The sequence below is a fragment of the Nocardioides gilvus genome, assembly GCF_003194605.1.
In the GTDB taxonomy this organism is placed as follows: Bacteria; Actinomycetota; Actinomycetes; order Propionibacteriales; family Nocardioidaceae; genus Nocardioides; species Nocardioides gilvus.
This window is the reverse complement of record NZ_QHKY01000001.1, coordinates 231194-247069: the sequence shown is the minus strand read 5'-3', so window position 1 is coordinate 247069 and position 15876 is coordinate 231194. Positions and strand designations below refer to the sequence as shown.

General features: G+C 67.6%; 16 protein-coding genes. 6 read left to right on the top strand and 10 right to left on the bottom strand.

Going from position 1 to position 15876, the window contains the following annotated elements; all coding sequences use genetic code 11:
- Window positions 1-75: 75 nt before the first annotated feature.
- Window positions 76-1092, top strand: a complete 1017-nt coding sequence (locus DNK52_RS01115; RefSeq protein ID WP_110238721.1) for a C40 family peptidase — start codon at window positions 76-78, stop codon at window positions 1090-1092.
- 95 nt (window positions 1093-1187) lie between these two features.
- The gene (locus DNK52_RS01110; protein WP_239455305.1) at window positions 1188-2366 is read left to right on the top strand and encodes a M48 family metalloprotease; all 1179 of its coding nucleotides are present in this window, start codon (window positions 1188-1190) and stop codon (window positions 2364-2366) included.
- Here DNK52_RS01110 and DNK52_RS01105 read toward each other — a convergent pair.
- The 10 genes from DNK52_RS01105 to DNK52_RS01060 form a co-directional block, all read right to left on the bottom strand.
- Window positions 2347-2556 (bottom strand): Flp family type IVb pilin, encoded by a 210-nt coding sequence (locus DNK52_RS01105; RefSeq protein WP_110238719.1) that lies wholly within the window; start codon window positions 2554-2556, stop codon window positions 2347-2349. The two genes, DNK52_RS01110 and DNK52_RS01105, sit on opposite strands and share 20 nt — an antisense overlap.
- A gap of 79 nt (window positions 2557-2635) precedes the next feature.
- Window positions 2636-2830, bottom strand: coding sequence for a Flp family type IVb pilin (locus tag DNK52_RS01100; RefSeq protein WP_110238718.1), 195 nt, complete (start codon window positions 2828-2830; stop codon window positions 2636-2638).
- Window positions 2831-2990: 160 nt separating this feature from the next.
- Complete coding sequence (locus DNK52_RS01095) at window positions 2991-3668, bottom strand: response regulator transcription factor (protein WP_110238717.1); 678 nt, start codon at window positions 3666-3668, stop codon at window positions 2991-2993.
- A gap of 11 nt (window positions 3669-3679) precedes the next feature.
- The gene (locus DNK52_RS01090; protein ID WP_110238716.1) at window positions 3680-5266 is read right to left on the bottom strand and encodes a sensor histidine kinase; all 1587 of its coding nucleotides are present in this window, start codon (window positions 5264-5266) and stop codon (window positions 3680-3682) included.
- Complete coding sequence (locus DNK52_RS01085) at window positions 5266-6198, bottom strand: type II secretion system F family protein (protein ID WP_110238715.1); 933 nt, start codon at window positions 6196-6198, stop codon at window positions 5266-5268. Before DNK52_RS01085 ends, DNK52_RS01090 begins: the two co-directional genes overlap by 1 nt.
- Before the next feature lies 1 nt (window position 6199).
- Window positions 6200-7207, bottom strand: coding sequence for a type II secretion system F family protein (locus tag DNK52_RS01080; protein ID WP_110238714.1), 1008 nt, complete (start codon window positions 7205-7207; stop codon window positions 6200-6202).
- A complete protein-coding gene (locus DNK52_RS01075; RefSeq protein WP_110238713.1) occupies window positions 7207-8766 on the bottom strand; it encodes a TadA family conjugal transfer-associated ATPase in 1560 nt (519 codons plus the stop codon). The genes DNK52_RS01080 and DNK52_RS01075 overlap by 1 nt, the downstream gene beginning before the upstream one ends.
- Before the next feature lie 4 nt (window positions 8767-8770).
- Window positions 8771-10009, bottom strand: coding sequence for a CpaE/TadZ family protein (locus DNK52_RS01070; protein WP_110238712.1), 1239 nt, complete (start codon window positions 10007-10009; stop codon window positions 8771-8773).
- Window positions 10010-10018: 9 nt separating this feature from the next.
- Complete coding sequence (gene cpaB / locus DNK52_RS01065) at window positions 10019-10759, bottom strand: Flp pilus assembly protein CpaB (protein ID WP_110238711.1); 741 nt, start codon at window positions 10757-10759, stop codon at window positions 10019-10021.
- A gap of 156 nt (window positions 10760-10915) precedes the next feature.
- Window positions 10916-12706: an AMP-dependent synthetase/ligase gene (locus tag DNK52_RS01060; protein WP_110238710.1), complete on the bottom strand. Its 1791-nt coding sequence runs from the start codon at window positions 12704-12706 to the stop codon at window positions 10916-10918.
- Window positions 12707-12841: 135 nt separating this feature from the next.
- Between DNK52_RS01060 and DNK52_RS01055 the strand changes: the two genes are divergently transcribed.
- Genes DNK52_RS01055 through DNK52_RS01045 form a run of 4 tightly spaced genes read left to right on the top strand, consistent with a single transcriptional unit; the run spans window position 12842 to window position 15873 of the window.
- On the top strand, window positions 12842-13279 hold the full coding sequence (locus tag DNK52_RS01055) for an SRPBCC family protein (RefSeq protein WP_110238709.1): 438 nt from the start codon (window positions 12842-12844) through the stop codon (window positions 13277-13279).
- 19 nt (window positions 13280-13298) lie between these two features.
- On the top strand, window positions 13299-14468 hold the full coding sequence (locus tag DNK52_RS01050) for an ArsA family ATPase (RefSeq protein ID WP_110238708.1): 1170 nt from the start codon (window positions 13299-13301) through the stop codon (window positions 14466-14468).
- Window positions 14465-14953: a hypothetical protein gene (locus DNK52_RS16225; RefSeq protein ID WP_239455304.1), complete on the top strand. Its 489-nt coding sequence runs from the start codon at window positions 14465-14467 to the stop codon at window positions 14951-14953. The genes DNK52_RS01050 and DNK52_RS16225 overlap by 4 nt, the downstream gene beginning before the upstream one ends.
- On the top strand, window positions 14950-15873 hold the full coding sequence (locus DNK52_RS01045) for an ROK family protein (protein ID WP_239455303.1): 924 nt from the start codon (window positions 14950-14952) through the stop codon (window positions 15871-15873). The genes DNK52_RS16225 and DNK52_RS01045 overlap by 4 nt, the downstream gene beginning before the upstream one ends.
- The last annotated feature ends 3 nt before the right edge of the window (window positions 15874-15876 follow it).

Here is a 15876-nt window from a genome sequence, read left to right as displayed (position 1 = left end):
GACGGCCGTTTTGATCAGTCGACCCCCCGGGCGCTAGCCTGCCCGAGGAGCAACTCGACGTATCAACCTGAGGAGATGCCGCGCGTGACTCACGACCGGAAGCGCACCAGCCGGGCAGTAGCTGTCCTGAGCGTCCTCGCCGTGGCAGGTGTCGTCTCCATCGTCCCTGCGCAGGCTGAGCCTGACGTCCAGGACGTGCAGACCCGGGTCGACAAGCTCTACCATCAGGCCGAGCAGGCCCAGGAGCGTCACAACGACGCGGCCTTGCGGCTCGAGGCTCTCAACCAGGAGCTCGGCTCGCTGAAGGCTGACGAGAAGCGGCAGAACCGTCGCCTCGGTGTGGTCCAGGAGCAGGTGCAGGACCTCATCGTTCGCCAGTACCAGGGCGAGGGAGTCTCCACCGTCGGCCAGGTCGTCGTCTCGGATGATCCGAGCAACTTCCTCGGTCAGTTGACCACGATGCAGGCCTTCACCGATCTGCAGACTGAACTTCTCGACGACTTCACCACCGAGGTCGAAGCGTTGGATCTGCGACAGGACGTCGCCACGGAGCGGCGCGCGGAGATCCGCCGCGTGACCGCGCAACTCAAGGACGACCGAGTTCAGGTCGAGAAGAAGCTCGACGAGGCCAAGAGCCTTCTGGGTCGACTCCGTGTCGAGGACCGGGAGCGACTGGCTCCGTCGCGCGAGACCGTGTCCCGCGACGCCGAGAGGCAGAAGCCCCCCGCCGACGTGCCGGTCTCCGGACGGGCAGCTGCCGCTGTGAACTTCGCATTGGCCCAGGTGGGCAAGGCGTACTCCTACGGCAGCGTCGGTCCCAACGCGTACGACTGCTCCGGCCTGACCATGGCTGCGTGGGCCACTGCCGGCGTCTCGCTGCCGCACTCGTCCTCCGCCCAGTTCGGCTCCGGCACTCGGGTGTCCGCCGATGCGCTGAAGCCAGGTGACCTGGTCTTCTACTACAGCCCGATCAGTCACGTCGGGATGTACATCGGCAACGGCAAGATCGTCCACGCGGCCAATCCGCGCACCAGGGTGGCCATCGCCGGCCTGCACCAGATGCCGTTCGTCGGCGCTGTCCGTCCGGGCTGATCCAGAGACCCGACATCGTGCAGGGGTCGCGGTTCTGGGCGTGGCTGACCACGCTCCTGGCCGGGTCGCTTTTCGTGGGACTCGCCTGGTGGTTGGTGCCTTGGGATCCCGTCCCCGGCGGCGTCGGGCCGCTGCCTGAGGCAGAAGCCCTGTTCACCACCGAAGAACTGGCCGCGGCCGAATCGTTGGCGATGGGCCTGCGGGCGTGGAGCTGGTCCTCTCTGGCGGTTTCGCTACTCTTCTTCGCGTTCCTGGGCTTCACCCGCGTTGGGCCGTGGTTGATGGGGCGGCTCCCCGGGCGTTGGTGGCTGCGGGTGATCCTGGGGTGCGTCCTCGTCCTCGGGACCGAACGCCTGGTGACCTTGGTCTTCAGCGTGCAGGTCTGGCGGCTGCGCACCGACTACGGTCTCAGCACACAGTCGTGGACCGGCTTCCTGACAGACCTGCTGCGCTCCAGCGCGGTGTCGATACTGGTCACCACGTTCGTGGTGCTGGTGCTCGTGGGGCTGGCTCGTCGTTGGCGGCGGGCCTGGGTCCCCGTGGCCGCGCTGCTCCTGGCGGGGTTCCTGGTGGTTGGCTCCTGGCTCTACCCCGTCGTCGTGGAGCCGCTCTTCCACGACGTCGAACCGCTGGCCGCTGGCGAGTTGCGGGAACAGATCCAGGCACTGGCCGCCGAAGAAGGCGTCGAGCTGAACGACATCGTGGTCTCGGACGCATCGCGTCGCACCACCACCCTCAACGCGTGGGTCTCGGGTTTCGGCAGCACACGCCGGGTCGTCCTCTATGACAATCTGGTCGAGGACGTGCCGCAGGAGCAGGCACTGGTCGTGGTGGCCCACGAGTTGGCCCACGCGCGTCATCAGGACGTGCTGGTCGGCACGGCACTGGGAGCAGCCGGAGTGGCCGCTGCAGTGGGACTGCTCGGGCTGCTGCTGCCCGCGGCAGCGAGCGGGGGGCGCGTACGGGCCGGGAGTGCGGCGGTGGTGCCGCTGGTGCTGGCCCTGGTGGCCGTGGGGAGCCAGCTCGTGGCGCCGGTGCAGAACGGCATCAGCCGGGCAGTGGAGCTGCGGGCTGACGTCACCGCGCTCTGTCTCACCGAGGACCCGGATTCGTTCAGTGAGGTCCAGCTGGCCCTGGCGCGAAGATCGTTCAGTGACCCGACACCACCGGCGTGGTCACAGTGGTGGTGGGGGAGTCACCCCGGAGTGTTGGTGAGGGTGGCGTTGGCGGAACGAGCTAGCTGCGAGCGCCAGCTCAGCAGTCGGCGCCGTTGACCCAGGCCGTGATGGTGCCGCAGGACTCGCCCATCAGTTCGTTGAGGGCACCGCCGAAGCCGAAGACCGCAGTGACGATGATGGCGGCGACGCCGGCGACCAGGAGCCCGTACTCGACAGCGGAGGCGCCGCGCTCGGATTTCTCTGCCTCGAGCCGGGAAACGGCCAATCGGATGAGGAGGAGAAGCATCGGAACTCCTTGCATTGTCTAGGGTTGAAACGAAGCGAGGCGCGGCCCCACCAGTGGTGAGGCCGCGCCACGGAGTCGATCAGGCGCCGCCGCCCTCGATGTCAGCAGCAGTGTCGTTGAAGATGCCCTCGACGAGGCCACCGAACGCGAAGACCGCGAGGACGATGATGGCGGCGATGCCGGCAACCAGCAGGCCGTACTCGACGGCGGAGGCGCCGCGCTCGTCCATCTTGGCCTTCTGAGCGGTGAGCATGATGGTGAGGTACTGGATCATGGTGGTGGTCCTTTCGGGAATGCACTGTGAGTGGTCCGGCAGGCATTCGCCTGTTCCGTTGAGATCAATCCTGTGCGACTTGTCCCGGCAGTGCGGTCGGAGGATCAGTCAGGCTCTTCTAGTCATAAGTGACTATGCCGATGGTGGTAATTCTGACCACTCACTGTGCCGTGGGGTTCATGGACGAGAGCAATCCGCTGCGCATCGCCGTCACCAACGCCTGGGCGCGGTTCGTGGCGCCCAACTTCTGGTAGATGCGCGTGATGTGGGACTTGGCGGTCGACTCGCTCATGAACAGGGTGCTGGCGATCTGGCCCGCCCCCAGCCCATCAGCAAGGAGCACCAGGACCTCCTGCTCGCGGTCGGAGAGTCGGTTGGTCTCCCCGCTCATCCGACGGATCATCGCGGCGGAGAGACCGGCACACATGAAGGTGCGCGGTGAGACCGCCGCGTGCTTCGCCGCCTTGACGACCTCGGTCGAGGGCGCGTCCTTGCCGACGAAGGCGGAGGCCCCCGCCTCCATCGCGGCGAAGATCTGTTCATCACCGGAGTGCATGGTGAGCACAACGATCCCGGTCTGCGGCGCACCGCGGCGGACCGCACGCACGATGTCGAGCCCTGTGCCGTCGGGAAGTTGAAGGTCCGTCACGACCACCTGAGGCTGCTCCCGGGCGAAGTCCTCCAACGCCTGGGTCACCGAGGCCGACTGGGCGACCACCTCGGTCTGCGGATCCAGGGAGAAGGCGGTCGCCAGACCGTGACGGATCAACTCGTGGTCGTCGACCAGGAGCACCCGGGTGGGAGCGGCGCTGCCTGCGAGGTCGTTGGTCTGGGTCATGGGTGCTCCTGTTAGAGGCCGCGAGAGGGCCGTGAGGGGTGTGCTGACGAGGGGACGGGTGGGCCGTTCGTGTGGTGTCCCACGCGGACGCTGACCGTGGTGCCCCTCGACGGGCTCGACCGCACGTCCAGCACTCCGCCGATCAGTCCAGCGCGCTCACGCATGATGGAGAGTCCGTGGGAGTCGCGCCGGCCCGCCTGGAGGCCCAGCCCGTCATCGGAGACCACGATCTCGGCGTACGGGGCCTGGACGCTGCAGCGAACGTCGATGAGGGTGGCCTTGGAATGCTTCACGGCGTTGTTCATCGCCTCCTGCGCGATCCGCAGCAGTTCGGCCTCGATCTCGTGGCGCAGCCGGGACGTTCGCTCGTCAACTGTCACGGTGATCGGAATCCCCGAGACGTCACTGAGGTGGCGGGCGAGCGTGGCGATCGCGGCGCCGAGGCTCTCGCTCGAGCCGGCCTGGGTGCGCAGCGTCATCACCGACCGACGCACCTCGGCCACCACTCCGGTGATCATCGCGCGCAACTGGATGAGGGCTGGTTCCTGGACCGGTGTAGCGGTAGAGATCAGTGCGTCGACCACGTAGCCCATCGACGCAATGTCCTGGGCCATGCCGTCGTGCATCTCGCGCGCCAGACGGCGCCGCTCCTCCGACATGGCTGCGTCACGAAACGAGGCGAAGAGCTGAGCGGTGTCGAGCCGCAGTGCCGAGGGACCCAAGCGGGTGGCCAGCTGGTCCAGCGCCAGAGCGAGTGAGGCCGGGTCCGTCTCGACCGTGGCAGCGAGGCGACCGCTCACCACAGCGATGGGGGTGCCGGAGCTCAGGACGGGAAAGGCGAACTCTGGAACGATCACCCGGGTCTCGCCGTGCTCCCACACCAGAGCGGGCAGGCTGCTGTCCATGGTCTCCTCGCCAGTGGTGGAGCGCCGGACCAGCGGAAGCAGCACACCGTCGCGGTGGACGTGCAGCACCACCGCTTCGAGCGGGAGCGCGTCGCTGACCTCCTCGAGGATGCTTCCGCCCATGCTGGTGGGGTCCAGGCCGCCCTCGAGTTTGGCCGACAACTCGTTGAGTTCGTTGATCAGCGCCCGGGCCTCGTGATAGGCGGCAGTGCCGTCGTCGGCGGGGGTCGCGAAGATGAGGAAACTAGCGACCAAGCCCAGACCCAGCCCGGTGACGAGCCAAGTGAAGAGCTCAGCGATCTGCGACGGGTCGGGGGTTCGTCCCAGGAGGGCCAGGAGGACCGCCAGCAGGAGGATCTGGACGAGCAAGGTCTCCGCGACGCCGCGGAGTCCACGAATGAGGCCGTGCACGAACGGTGCCGTGACCAGACTGGCGAGCAGCACCGGAGCGGTGTCCAGGTAGAGACCTGCGAGGAGTGCGATCAGCGCCGCCTCCACGAGGGAGGCAAGCACAGGCGGCGCCGCGCTGCGCATGACCCAGGAGGAGGCCACCCAGATCGTCGCCAGGGAGAGCAGCCCGGAGAGGGCCGCGCCGTCCCTGGTCCAGACCACGGCGGCCGCCACCGAGAGCAGCACGAAGGCTCGGGAACCCTCGATCAGACCCGCGTGCTGCACTTCGGGTCGGCGCACCATCAGCCGAAGGAGTCCATGATCGAGAGCGCGGCCGGTCCGATGACGATGATGAAAAGGACCGGAAGGATGCAGAAGATCAGCGGGATCGTCATCTTGACCGGCACCTGCTGTGCCTTCTCCTCGGCCTTCTGACGACGTTTGACGCGCATTTCCGAGGACTGCACCCGGAGCACCTGGGCGATCGGGATGCCGAAGGCATCGGCCTGGACCATGGCGCCGACGAAGCTGCGCAGGTCGTCCAGGTTGGTGCGATCCGCCAGTCCACGAAGCGCCGCTGCGCGGCCCGTACCGATCTGCATCTCACGCAGGACCCGGGAGAACTCCTCGGAGAGGGGACCGTGGGTGTTCTGGGCCACCTGCTTCACCGCCGCGTCGAAGGCCAATCCTGATTCGACCGAGATCGTCAACAGGTCGATGGCGTCGGGGAGCTCGCGACCAAGCTGCTTCTGCCGGTCGTACCCCTTCTGGTAGAGGTACATGTTCGGACTCATGTAGCCGGCGAGCAGGCCGGCCGCCACGAAGAGGATCTGCATGAGCGGGGAGAGGCTGAGCAGGAAGGAGAAGAGGAAGAACCCGACCAGACCGCCAACAGCGCCGATCACCTTCATCGCGACGATGCGTTCGACGGTCAACCCTGGCGGGTTTCCGGCAAGTTCGAGTTTGCGGTAGTACCGCTCGGAGGAGTCTCCTCCGGAGAGCCGCTGGCCGATGGCGAGCGCACGTCCTTGGAACGGCTCGAGGACCCGCTCCGCGAAGGGGCGGTCCAACTCTTTGACCATCTCTTCCGGGAGAGTCTGGCCCAGGGCCTCAAGGGCGGCAATGGAGCGACCCAGGCCGCCCTGAGCAGCCTTGGGAGCTTTCTGCGTGGCCATGCTGACGAGGATGATCGCCATCACCACCAGTAGGGTGCCGAGCACCAGGAGCATCGTCATCTCAGACCTCCACCTTGATCAGTCGGCTCATCCAGAAGGCGCCGACGCCGAGCATGACGACGCCACCGACCAACATCAGGATCCCCAGGGGACTCTCGAACATGGGGTTGATGTAGCCCGGCTGGGTCAGGAACAGGTACAGACCGAAGATCGGGGGTAGTCCGCCGATCACGTAGGCCGAGATCTTTCCCTCCGCGGCCAGGGCCGCTACCTGTCCTCGCATGTACTCACGCTCGCGAATGGTGCCGGCCACGGTGTCCAGCAACTCGCCGAGGTTGCCACCGACCTGCCGTTGGATCTTGATGGCCATCACGATCCAGCCGAAGTCCTTGCTCTCGAACCGTTCGGTGATGCCCTCCATGGCATCTTCCAGATTGACACCGAGCCTGGTCTCGACCAGGACCCGCTTGAACTCGCTCGACATCGGCTCGCTGCCCTCGCGAACGATGGTGTCCAGCGACTGCGCGAGCGAGAGGCCCGCGGAGAGTGACCCGGACATGAGTTGCAGCGTGTCGGGAAGTTGCGTGTTGAATCTCTTCACCCGCTTCTTCTTCATCCTGCCCAGGTAGAGCCATGGGAGGACGACGCCGCCCGCGAGGAAGAGGATCCCGAGGATGAGGCTGCCCCCACCGAGCACCAGCCCCACGAACCCGCTGACGAAGACGATGCCACCGTGGAGGAGCACCCACTCCGGGGCCCGGAACCCGCTGCCCGCTGCATCGAGTCGAGCACCGATGCGGTCCTCCAGCGACTTGTTCCGCTTGAGCATTGCGTTGGCGGCACCCTTGAACTGGGCGAACTGGTCAACACTGGGCACCTGCTTGGCGGTCGCCCGACTGGCGGTGTCGCCCGAGGCGTACAGGGTGACCCGCTCCTCGAGGGTGAGCTCGACTTCCTCGGGTTTGCTGAAAGCTGCCAGCACGAAGACCAGGAGACCGATGCCCACCAGACCCACGGCGAGCCACAGGCCCCAGGACGGGAGATAGAGACCGGCGTCGAAGTTGGGCATCAGAACCCCTCGGAGGCGAAGACCCGCGGGTCGACAGTGACGTTGTTGTAGGCCATCTTCTCCAGGAACTTCGGACGCAGACCGGTTGACTTGAGGCCACCCAGGGTCTTGCCGTTGGCGTCGAAGCCGGCCGAGTGGTCGTAGACGAAGATGTCCTGCAGCGTGATGATGTCGCCCTCCATCCGCTCCACCTCGGTCACGTGGGTGATGTGCCGCGAGCCGTCCTTGAAGCGTGACTGGTGCACGATCAGGTCGACTGCGGAAGCAACCTGCTCGCGGATCGCCCGGATCGGGAGGTCCATGCCAGCCATCAGCACCAGGGTCTCCATGCGCGCCAGGGTGTCGCGTGGTCCGTTGGAGTGCAGTGAGGTGATCGAGCCGTCGTGACCGGTGTTCATGGCCTGCAGCATGTCCAGTGCGCTGGCGTCACGGACCTCACCGACGATGATGCGGTCGGGTCGCATACGCAGACTGTTCTTCACCAGGTCGCGGATGGTGACCGCGCCCTTGCCCTCGATGTTGGAGGGGCGCGACTCGAGTCGCACGACGTGCTCCTGCTTGAGCTGGAGCTCGGCGGCGTCCTCGATGGTGACGATGCGCTCGTCGGCGGGGATGAAGGACGACAGCACGTTGAGGGTGGTCGTCTTTCCGGCACCGGTCGATCCCGACACGATGATGTTGAGCCGCCCACGGACGCAGGCGTCCAGGAACGCCTTGGTCTTCATGCTGATCGAGCCGAAGCGGACCAGGTCGTCAGCGGTCAACGGGTCGGCCGCGAACTTACGGATCGTGAGGCAGGAGCCGTCGATCGCCAGCGGGGGAACGATGGCGTTGACACGGGAACCGTCGGGCAGTCGGGCATCCACCATGGGGCTGGACTCGTCGATGCGTCGACCGATCCGGGACACGATCTTGTCGATGGTGCGGCGCAGGTGGGCCTCGTCCTGGAAGATCGCCTCGGCGGCGACCAGCCTTCCCTTGCGCTCCAACCAGATGTTGTGGGCGCCGTTGACCATGACCTCGGAGACGTCCGGGTCGCGCAGGTAGGGCTCGATCGGTCCGTAACCGAGGATGTCGTCGGTGATCTCGGCGGTGACCTGCTGGCGGTCGCTCGCACTGATCGGGCGGTCCTGCTTGGTGAGCACGTCGGCCAGCGCCGCGCGGACCTTCTGGTCCAGCTCGCTCTGCTCCAGGTTGGAGTCGTAGAGCTGGGGTCCGAGCTGGCGCAGCAGCTCGGCGTGGACGGAAGCCTTGAGCTCCTCGATCTTGTCGGCCGCCGTCGGCAGCGCTCGACGTGCGCCACCCCCCGAGGTCTCGGTGCCCGGCCCGCGACGATCCTGCAGGGGCGAGGCAGACGCCTTGGCGGACTTCGGGGCCGCGACCTTGGGCGCGACCGGCGCGGCCGGTGCAGCGGGAGCGCTCGGAGTCCCATCGACCGCCGGCAGGGTGGTCGTCGGGGCGGCCGTGGTGGGAGCGGCGGGAGCCGGGGCCGCGGCGGCTGCGAGTGCTGCGGCTTCGGCTTCGCGGCGCGCCGCGAGTCGCTCGGAGAGGTTGCTCATCTGGTCATCTCCTGCTGAGGCGGAAACGTCGGGGAGCGTCCTTGTCCGACGAGGACGCTGCGGGGGACGGAGCGGCTGCTGAAATCGGCGAGCGTGATCCCACGCCGGCCGACTCGGGTGCACCCGACGGCGCCAGTCCCATCAGCCGGTCGGCCAGGGAGCGGATCGCCTTCGAGGAGGGGTGCGAGGGGGAGGAGAGCATCAGTGGTCGCCCCGCGTTGGTTGCCTTGGCGATGTCCAACGAGGTGGCGACCTGGACGGACACGTTCATGCCGAGGATGCCCTCGACCTTGTCTGCACCGATGCCCACCTGGTCGTCGGCTCGGTTCAGCAACAGGTGTCTGCGACCCTCGGCGACCCCGAGCACGTCGAGGGTCTCCAGTGCCACCTTCACGTTCTTCAGTGTGGGCACGTCGAGGGTGGCCACGATGATGCACTCGTCGGTCTCGTCCAGCGCGGTGAGTGTCTGCTCGTCGAACGCCGGCGCGGTGTCCAGGACCACGAAGTCGTAGTGTTCCTTGAGCGTCTGCAGCAGTCGTGCGACCAGCACGCCGCTGACTCGCTCGCGGGCGTCCGGCGCGCTGGGCGCCGCCAGCACCATCAGACCGCTCTCGTGCGGCGTCATGAGCTCCTGGATGAACGCCTGGTCCATCGCGTGTTCGCCGCCGATGGCGTGCTCGATGGAGTGCGACGGGAAGAGTTGCAGCGTGATCGCGATGTCGCCGAAGGCGAGGTCGAGGTCGACCACGCAGACCTTGTTGGCCCCTCCACGCATCAACGCGATGCCCAGGTTGACCGACATGGTCGTCTTGCCCACGCCGCCCTTGGGGGAGAAGATCGTGATGACCTTGCCGCCCGAGCGCCCCGAGCCTGCAGACTGGCTCCCTCGCAGCGCCATGGAGAGGGCGTGAGCCCGCTCCATCGCTCCGCTGACCTGCGCCAGGTCGTTGGACGGAAGCACCTCACGCACGCCGGCGTGCATGGCCTGGGTGAGGACGGTGGTGTCGACCTCGTGGCGAAGGAGCACCACCGTGGTGGTGGGCATCGCGGTACGCAGCCGCTCGGCAAGGGCGATCGCCTCCGGCACGGGTACGCCGGGTCCGATCAGGACGGCGTACTCGTCGGGGTGGCTCGACAGCCAGTTGAGCAGGCGGTCAGCCGAGTCGACGACCTGGCTGCCCGGAGGCAGGACGGTGAGGACGCTGGCCGCGGTCTGCGGGTCGGCACCGAGGATGATGGGCATCTGGGTCGCCTACCTGAAGAGGTTCTCGAAGGTGCGTGCGGGGCCGGGCTCCACCTTGCTCTGGGAGTTGATGAGGGCGAAGGACAGCTCCCCGATCGCGGCGGCCAACTTGATCTTCTCCGCCTGCTCCTGGTCCACGGCCAGCGTCAGAAGCGTGCGGGGCAGCTCCTCGGTGGTCGAGTTGCCCTCCTCGTCGGTGGAGGTCTGCTCCACCAGCGTGGTCGAACCAGCAGCCAGGACCTGAGCCTCGGCCGTGACCAGACGGGTGTACCACTTGCCTTCCCGGTAGACCGTCGCCTCGTCGCCGGTCAGCCAGATCGACACCGTCGAACCGGCCTGGACGAATCCAGCCACACGGGAGGGATCGGTGAGCTCGACCGCGACAGCCACGAGTCCTTCCGGAATCGGCAGCGCGCTCGCCTCGCTGACGCCACCGAACTTCTCCGTGACGATCTGCTCGCCGGCATAGATGTTGGTGTTGGCCGCCAGACCCTTGAGGGAGTCCACCGTGGCGACGGCGCTCGGCAGCTTCACGGTCTGAGGAATCCGGGTCCGCTGCAGCTTGCCGGCCTCGGCAGCCTCCGCGATGGTCTCACCGGTCATGATCGGCTGGATGGCCGTGAGGACCTCGACGGTGTCGTACTGGTCCTGGGCTCGCTTGTCCGCGCTCTGCACGTAAACGAAAACCAGGGCGGCGCCCAGCATGGCCACGATCACGGCCACGACGAGCAGAAGCTTGCGTCGATCCATTGTTTCGACCCTCTCGGTCCAAGGCGGATCGATCCACCTTGGACCGAGCGCCGGGTTCTTCAGTTCGCTGCCACCCTGCCCAAGTCATGGGGCTGGTGTGACAGGAACTTCAGATCGAACGCTAGTGGTCTGTACCGGGTCTTGTTCGCGTTTTGCTCAAGGAAGGTAGAGCGCCTCGACGTCGTCGCGGAAGTCACGCATCACGACGTTGCGTCGCAACTTGAGGCTGGGAGTCAACTGACCACCCTCCTCGGTCCACGAAGCCGGGAGGATCGTGTACTTGCGGATCGACTCTGCTCGCGAGACGGCCTTGTTGGCCTCCTCCACGGCACGGTCGATCTCGGCCTTCAGGTCGGCGTCGAACATCAACTCGGCGATGGTGCCGCTCTTGTTGTTGTTCTCGGCCCACGTGGGCATGGTCTCCGGGTCCAGGGTGATCAGTGCACCGATGAAGGGCTGACCGTCCCCGACCACGATGCACTGGTCGATCAGCAGGTGGGAGCGCAGGCGGTCCTCGAGGACGGCAGGGGCGACGTTCTTGCCGCCAGCCGTCACCAGGATCTCCTTCTTGCGACCGGTGATCCGGACGAAGCCCTCGTCGTCGATCTCGCCGACGTCTCCGGTGTGGAACCAACCGTCGCGGTCGACGGCCTCGGCCGTGGCCTTCTCGTTGTTCCAGTACCCGGCGAAGACCTGTCCACCCTTGAAGAGCAGTTCGCCGTCGTCGGCGACACGCACCGTGGTGCCTTCGAAGGGTCGACCGACGGTGCCGATCTTGTTGGCGCGGGGGGTGTTCACGGTCAGGGCCGCGGTGGTCTCGGTCAGGCCGTAGCCCTCGAGCACGACGAGGCCAATGCCGCGGTAGAAGTGGCCGAGGCGCTCACCCAACGGTGCGCCACCGGAGACGGCGTACTCGCAGCGGCCGCCCAGGGCCATGCGCAGCTTGCCGTAGACCAACTTGGAGAAGAGTGCGTGCTGCAGCGAGAGCGCGACACCCGGACGGCCCTTGTCCTGGGCGCGGGACCAGGCGATGGCCACGTCGGCGGCCCGGTTGAAGATCTTGCCCTTGCCCTCCGACGCCGCCTTCTGGGAGGCCGAGTTGAAGACCTTCTCGAAGACCCGGGGAACCGCCAGGATGAAGGTGGGCCTGAAGACGCCGAGGTCCTCGACCAGGTTCTTGATGTCGGCGCTGTGGCCGAGGGTCGCGCGAGCCTTGACCGCACCGATCTGGATGATGCGTGCGAAGACGTGGGCGAGCGGCAGGAAGAGCAGGGTGGAAGCGCCCTCGGCGAAGAGCTCCTCGAGCTCGGCCTCGACGGCGACGCCCAACTCGTACATGAAGTTGCCGTGGGTGTTCATGCAGCCCTTGGGCACACCGGTGGTGCCCGAGGTGTAGATCAGGGTGGCGAGGTCGAGCGGTGTGGCGGTCGTACGACGCTCCTCCAGCAGGTCGTCGGCGACGTCGACGCCCGCGGCGGTCAACGTGGCAACTGCGTCGCCCTCGATCGACCAGACGTGGCGCAGCTCGGTGAGGGTGGAGCGCACCTCGTCGACGCGGGCCTGGTGGGCAGGCGTCTCCAGGATCACCGCACGGGTGCCGGAGTCATCGAGGATGTGCTGGACCTGTTCGGTGGACGAGGTCTCGTAGACGGGGACCGTCACCGCGCCCACGAACCAGATCGCGTAGTCGAAGAGGGTCCACTCGTAGCGCGTCTTGGAGATCAGCGCCACCCGGTCGCCGACCTCGATGCCGTGCGCGATCAGACCCTTGGCGACGCCCTGGACCTGGGCCAGGAACTCGGCCGCGGTGACGTCGATCCACTCGCTGCCGGTGTTGCGTCGGAAGACCACGGCATCGGGTGCCTCTTGGGCGTTCCTGACCACGTCGTCGGTCAGGTTCCCTGTCTGGGGGATGTCGATGGTCAGGGGTGAGGCGTACTCACGCATTTCAGAGGTCCTCCGTGGTCCGTTGTTACCCACAGGTTACCGGCGCCCTCGCCGCACGCGTGATCCGGTAGTCTCCACGAACACACCTGACCCCCGTGCCGGGCACTGCCTCGCGGGTGATTGAGCGGAGAAGAGATGGCCGAGCAGACCACGTCCTCGATCGTCATCAGCGCGCCTGCCTCGGCGGTGATGGAAGTGATCGCCGACTTCGAGTCGTACCCCGTGTGGGCGACCGGGGTGCGTACGGCCGAGGTGACGGAGGCCGGGACCGGCGGCCGAGCCCGTGCGGTCTTCTTCGCCCTCGACGTCTCGCCGATCAAGGACGAGTACACGCTCGTCTACGACTGGGACGGTGACCGCGCGGTCACCTGGACCCTGGCGGAGGGCAAGATGCTCAAGGCCCTCGACGGTGCGTACATCCTCGAGGAGCGCGGTGACGGCACGACCCAGGTGACCTACCGCCTGGCTCTCGACGTGTCGATCCCACTGATCGGCATGCTCAAGCGCAAGGGCGAGAAGATCTTGATCGACACTGCCCTCAAGGGCCTGAAGAAGCGCGTCGAGTCGCTCTGATCTCCCCACGGGCGACGACGTGAGACTCCTCCTCTTCACCGGCAAGGGCGGCGTGGGCAAGTCGACCGTCGCCGCCGGGACCGCGGCTCTCGCCGCCTCTCGAGGCTTGCGGACCCTCGTCATCTCGACCGACACCGCCCACTCGTTGGGTGATGCCTTCGGAGCCGTCGTCCAGGGTGAGCCGCAGGAGGTGGCGCCCTCGCTCTTCGTGCAGCAGGTCGACGCCCAACGCCAGTTCGAACGCTCGTGGACGGAGATCCAGGGCTACTTGCGTGACGTCCTCGACGTCGTCGGCGTCGACCCCGTGGCGGCCGAGGAGCTCACGGTCCTGCCCGGGGCCGAGGAGGTGCTGGCCCTCCTGGAGCTGCGCGTCCAGGCGTTGAGTGGCCGGTGGGACGTCGTCGTCGTCGACTGTGCGCCGACTGCGGAGACGTTGCGCCTGCTGGCGTTGCCGGAGGCGCTCAACTGGTACATGCGCCGCCTCTTCCCGGCGGAGCGCCGCGTCATGCGCGCCCTGCGTCCCGTGCTCTCGAAGGCGGCGGGGGTGCCGATGCCCCAGGACGCGGTCTTCGACGCGGTCGAGCGGCTCCACGGTGAACTCGCCGAGGTGCAGCAACTGCTGAGCGGTCCCGACGCCAGCGTGCGCATCGTGCTGACCCCTGAACGGATGGTCCTGGCCGAGGCACGCCGGTCGTGGACCTCGCTCTCCCTGTACGGCTACACGGTGGACGGGGTCGTCGCCAACCGCCTCTTCCCCCTCGAGGGCGCCGATGAGTGGCGCCGGGGTTGGGCGGTCGCGCAGAGCGAGGTCATGGCCGAGGTCCGCGACTCCTTCGGACAACTGAGCCTCTGGACCTCGCCCTACCGCGAGCGTGAGCCGCTCGGGCTCGACGAGCTGCGCGATGTTGCCGAGCGGCTCTACGGCGATGACGATCCGTTCGCGCGGTCGACCCTGGCGCCCGCCTTCTCGGTGACGACCGTGGAGGGTGGCGCGGTGCTCACCCTGGCGCTTCCGCAGGCCGATCGGGCCGAGGTCGATCTCGCCAGGAGTGCGGACGATCTCGTGGTGTCCCACGGGTCGTATCGTCGCGTGCTCACCCTCCCGGCTGTCCTGGCGCGGATGACGGTGAGGGGCGCACAGGTCGTGGACGGGACCTTGCGTGTGACTTTCGGGGAGGAGGCGCCATGAGCACGGACGACGAGCAGGACCCGGACCAGCACGACCCGGACGAAAGTACGCGGGAACACCCGCACGTCGGTTCCCTGGGTGAGGAGGCGCTGCGGCTCCTCGGCAGCTTTGCCGGATGGGCCGGGCAGCAGGGAGCAGAGGTGCACCACGGGGTCGAGGACGTGGCACGTCAGGCCCTCGACGGTGTGCAGGCGATGACCGACGGCTTCGAGGAACACCTCGCCACCGGGGCCGCGGAGTGCACGTGGTGCCCGCTGTGCCGCACGGTTCACGCCGTGCGCGAGCTCAGCCCCGAGGTCAAGGCACATCTGGTCTCGGCAGCCTCGTCGCTGGTCAAGGCTTCGGCAGCCCTCCTGGCGACGGTCGTGCCGGAGCAGGGGGCCTCGTCGCAGCAGTCCGCTCCGCAACCGGGACCACGCAGCTCACCGGCCCAGCAGTCGAGGATCCAACACATCGACATCGACGATCCGGATCCGGCCACGTGAGTGACCCGGTCTGGGTCGGGGTCGACATCGGAGGCACCAAGATTCTGGCCGGCTCGGTGGACCCGCACGGGGGCGTCGGCGGCACCGTGCAGCGACCCGCGGGGCCCCGTGACGGCTCTGTCGAGGAGTTGGAGTCGACGATCGTCGAAGCTGCGCTCGCCGCTGCCGCGGGTGCCCCGTTGGTCGGCGTCGGTCTCGCGGCCGCCGGCTTCGTGGACGCCGCCGGGGAACGCGTCCGCTTCGCTCCACACCTGCCGTGGCGCGAGGACGACGTACGGAGGCGGTTGGCCGCCCGGCTCCAGGTGCCGGTCGGTCTGGCCAACGACGCGACCTGTGCGCTCGAGGCCGAGGTGGCCCACGGCGCTGCCCGAGGGCGGGACTCGGCGCTGCTGGTGACCGTCGGCACCGGCATCGGTGGAGCTCTCATGGTGGGGGGACGAGTCGTCCGGGGCAGTGGTGGCATGGCCGGCGAATTTGGCCACATGCGCTTCGTCCCGGGCGGCCATCCGTGCCAGTGCGGGTTGCAGGGTTGCTGGGAGCAGTACGCCTCGGGCGGAGCCCTGGTCCGTGAGATCCGCCGAGCAACCGGGACGGCCGGCTCGGACACCTTGACAGGTCCGGGGATCACCGACGCGGCCCTCGCCGGTGATCCCGCTGCCCTCAACGCCTTCGGTGTCGTGGGGCGCGCCCTCGGGCTGGGACTGGCCGGTCTGGTGGCGGCGTTCGATCCGGACTGCATCGTGGTCGGTGGAGGCGTCTCGGCAGCGGGGGAGTTGCTGCTCGCACCGGCCCGCGGCGCACTGGTGGAAGGACTGGTGGGGGCTGCGTGGCGTACGGTTCCCGACGTGCTGGTTGCGGCCTGCGGGCCGGAGGCGGGCATGATCGGTGCCGTCGTCCAGGCCCGACGACAGTGCGGTTGAGTC